Annotated in this window: 4 protein-coding genes; 1 reads left to right on the top strand and 3 read right to left on the bottom strand. The window is 42.4% G+C overall.

Annotation, left to right across the window (positions count from 1 at the left end):
• Nucleotides 1-268 precede the first annotated feature (268 nt).
• Nucleotides 269-445, bottom strand: coding sequence for a hypothetical protein (locus IQ229_RS18720; protein WP_194046305.1), 177 nt, complete (start codon nucleotides 443-445; stop codon nucleotides 269-271).
• A gap of 180 nt (nucleotides 446-625) precedes the next feature.
• Here IQ229_RS18720 and IQ229_RS18715 point away from each other — a divergent pair, with 180 nt between their 5' ends.
• Entirely contained in the window at nucleotides 626-1,561 is a 936-nt protein-coding gene (locus tag IQ229_RS18715) for a DVUA0089 family protein (protein ID WP_194046303.1), read from the top strand.
• A 208-nt stretch (nucleotides 1,562-1,769) separates the two neighbouring features.
• Here IQ229_RS18715 and IQ229_RS18710 read toward each other — a convergent pair whose 3' ends face one another.
• On the bottom strand, nucleotides 1,770-2,387 hold the full coding sequence (locus IQ229_RS18710) for an NUDIX hydrolase (RefSeq protein ID WP_194046293.1): 618 nt from the start codon (nucleotides 2,385-2,387) through the stop codon (nucleotides 1,770-1,772).
• A gap of 111 nt (nucleotides 2,388-2,498) precedes the next feature.
• A partial coding sequence (locus IQ229_RS18705; RefSeq protein WP_194046291.1) for a phosphoglycerate kinase occupies nucleotides 2,499-3,505 on the bottom strand: 1,007 nt, incomplete at its 5' end.

Raw genomic sequence — 3,505 nt, 5'->3', positions numbered from 1 at the left:
ACAAAAACCTAATTTTCCGATCCCAAATAACTATATAAAATCTGATGTTGAAACTTAACTTAACAACGATACCACCTTCATCTGAAAAATCTCGCAACGTTCACCAAAAATAACAGTAGTTTTAAACAATATTTAATTAAATTTTACACCTATTTTTTAATGTCTTAATCAATCGCATTTATTGCCTTTTTAAGATTTGTTAAAGATATTGATGTAACCTTGGTACTTCATGATAATGTAAGTAATTACAGCGTGGGTTCAAAAAGATTTAGAAAAAGAACCAAAATATTTCAGCTAATTTCTTACCATTTGGGTAATCATCAATTAAGGAATTTTCAGGAATTTCAGCTAATTTCTTACCATTTGGGTAATCATCAATTAAGGAATTTTCAGGAAATTGATTATCTAATTTTGTGGAGTAGGCTTCTTGTTCACCCGCAACCAAAGATGGGCTTTTCGGGCCAGCCTACAATAAATAGTTGGATATTTTTTTCTTTAGAAGTTCCTAACCAAATAATTAATGTTTTCTAACTTAGAGATTACTTAAATGGCAAGTAATATACAATGAATAGTTCTTTGACTGAGGCTGAACTTACGTATTAGTGAGAAACTCAGGAGAGATAATATGGCATTTAAATTAGGCACTACAGCTTCTGAAACGATAAATGGGACTCCGGCAAATGACACGCTAGACGGTGGTTTCGGCAATGATACCCTCAATGGTGGCAACGGCGATGATAGTCTACAAGGCGGGCCAGGCAATGACGTACTCAATAGTGGGTCTGGAAACGATATCCTCATCGGTGTTTGGCCTGGTAGTCCCCTTCCACCTGGATTAGGGGAAACTGATCAGTTGACTGGCGGGGCTGGGGTAGATAGATTTATCCTGGGCGACGCTGAAAATGTTTTCTACGACGATACCAACACTACAAGTCCTGGTTTTGGGGACTTGGCTACTATTATTGACTTCGACTCTAGCCAAGATCGAATTGAACTCAAAGGACCTCCACAGGACTACCGCTTGCAAGTTGCTGGAAGCAGCACACGAATATTCTTAGACAAACCGACAGGAGAGCAAGATGAGATCATAGGTGTTGTGCAGGGGAGAAAAAATCTCAGACTTGATAGTGATGACTTCTTGTTCTATGAGCGGGAAAATGCTGGAGAAGGTACAAACAACACACTGGGCAGCGCTGAAGGGTTAGGTTCCTTATCATCAGGCTCAAACGTTAATCTTTCAGGACAGTTAACAACAGTTCAACCGGGGAGTAGTCCTGGTTTCGACTTTTTTACATTTTCTTTAGCAAATCCAGGAACTGTCACTATCAGGACAGTGACATCGGGAGATACAGTTCTCGGACTGTTTAACAGTGCTGGGAATTTAGTGACGAGTAACGACGATGGTGGCGGTGGCAATTCGTCATTAATCACCAGTTTTCTGGGTGCAGGTACGTACTCCATCTCAGTGAGTGACTTTCCTTTCTTGCCTCAAGATGGCGGAACTTTCTCTGGTAGCGGCTTTAACCCTCTTTCTTATACGTTACAAGTCAGTTTGGCATAAGAACGTTGTCAACTTAAAAAAGTACTGACATCAGAGAACAGATTCAAGGATACTTTTCTTCCTAGCTAGGGGAACACGGTAACGTGTCCCCCTTACCCGACAAGAGACTATTTACAAGTCCGGGCTATTTTATGAGTCCGAATTCAGAACTCAGGAGTCAGAATAAAACCATGAATTCTGTATGCCAATTTTTGTAATGCAGAGGCATTTAATCAAAGTCTGTTGGTAAACCTGGTTGGCGGTAATGCTGGAAAAGTCGCGTGATTTGCGCTGGTGTCACACGTCCAAGAGAAAGTACTGGTAACGCACCTTCAGGGAAAAAACCTACTTCTTCAGTTTCAATACTTGATGATGGAGAACCACCAATAAGTTCGCAGTGAAAAAACAACTTGTAGACATAAAACGGAAGGGGTGAATGTCCCTGTTTGTTTCTGTCATAGACTGCTAGAAGTTTGATAGCGCGTGCTTGATATCCAGATTCTTCATATATTTCTTTCACAACTGCCTCACTGGGCGACTCGCCAACATCAGCCCATCCACCAGGTAAAGTCCAGCAGCCGTCTACTCGTTCCTTGACTAACAATATAGTATCGTCACGAAAAATCGCTCCTCGCACATCAACTTTAGGAGTTGCATATCCTAGTTCACGGCTAAATAAATCGAGAACATAGCTATGTTCTACATTTGAGTAATTCGCCATGATTTCCGTGGCGATCGCTCGTAATTGTTTGTAACGTTCTATATCATAAACACCCTCAGAATAAGTCAAACCACTTTGAGCGATCGCTTGTAACTTCTGTGCCCATTCCAGCCATTTAGGTTGCATATATTTTTCTTATGTAGTGGCTTAGGTATTGGGAAAAGGTGACAGGTGACAGGTAATAGGGAATAACCTGTCACCTGTACCCTGTACCCTAATCCCTTCCCCAATTCCTACTTACGCATCATCTAAAGCTGCAATTCCAGGCAATACCTTACCTTCAAGTAACTCCAAGCTAGCGCCGCCGCCGGTGGAAATGTGGCTCATTTGGTCGGCTAAACCAACCTTTTCCACAGCCGCTACCGAGTCGCCGCCGCCGATAATGGTGGTTGTGCCAGTTTTGCCAATTTCAGCGAGAGTATGAGCGATCGCTTCCGTACCTTTGGCAAACTTATCAAACTCAAACACACCCATTGGCCCGTTCCAAATTACCGTTTTGGTATCTGCAAGGGCTTCTTGGAAAAATTTCACCGAGTCTGGCCCAATATCCAAACCCATCCAACCATCTGGGATATTTTCAATGCTAACGGTTTGAGAATTGGCATCTGGGGCAAAGTTATCTGCTAATACCACATCTGTGGGAAGCAATAAAGCAACGCCACGTTCCTTAGCCTTAGCTTCCAAAGACTTCGCTAGTTCCAGCTTGTCTTCTTCCACCAAAGATTTACCAACATTCAAACCACGGGCTTTATAGAAGGTGAAAATCATCCCACCGCCGATGATCAGCTTGTCGCACTTCTCCAGCAGAGTTTCAATTACGCCAATTTTGCTAGAAACTTTGGAACCGCCAATAATTGCCGCTAAAGGACGTTGGGGATTTTCAATGGCGTTTTGCAGATATTGCAATTCCTTCTCAACCAAATATCCAGCCACAGAAGGGCTGAGGAATTTAGTCACGCCTTCAGTAGAAGCATGGGCGCGGTGTGCAGTACCAAAAGCATCATTTACATAAAAATCAGCATTAGCTGCCAATTTTTTCGCAAATTCTGGGTCGTTTTTCTCTTCTTCTTTGTAAAAACGGACATTTTCGAGTAACAGCACTTGGCCATTTTGCAACGCGCCAACTTTAGCTGCAACTTCATCACCAATGGAATCATCAGTTTTAATGACTTCTTGCCCCAGTAACTCAGACAGACGCTTGGCAACGGGAGTTAGGCGTAATTTGTCATCCACACCCTTGGGAC

It is taken from the genome of Nostoc cf. edaphicum LEGE 07299, assembly GCF_015207245.1.
Lineage (GTDB): Bacteria > Cyanobacteriota > Cyanobacteriia > Cyanobacteriales > Nostocaceae > Nostoc > Nostoc edaphicum_B.
Note: the sequence above shows the minus strand (reverse complement) of the source record. Positions and strands in the feature narration are given on the sequence as shown.

What these genes read in the sequence shown, in the direction of transcription:
- IQ229_RS18715 (WP_194046303.1), top strand. Translation starts at nt 626, where the DNA reads ATGGCATTTAAATTAGGCACTACAGCTTCTGAAACGATAAATGGGACT.
- IQ229_RS18710 (WP_194046293.1), bottom strand. Translation starts at nt 2,387, where the DNA reads ATGCAACCTAAATGGCTGGAATGGGCACAGAAGTTACAAGCGATCGCT.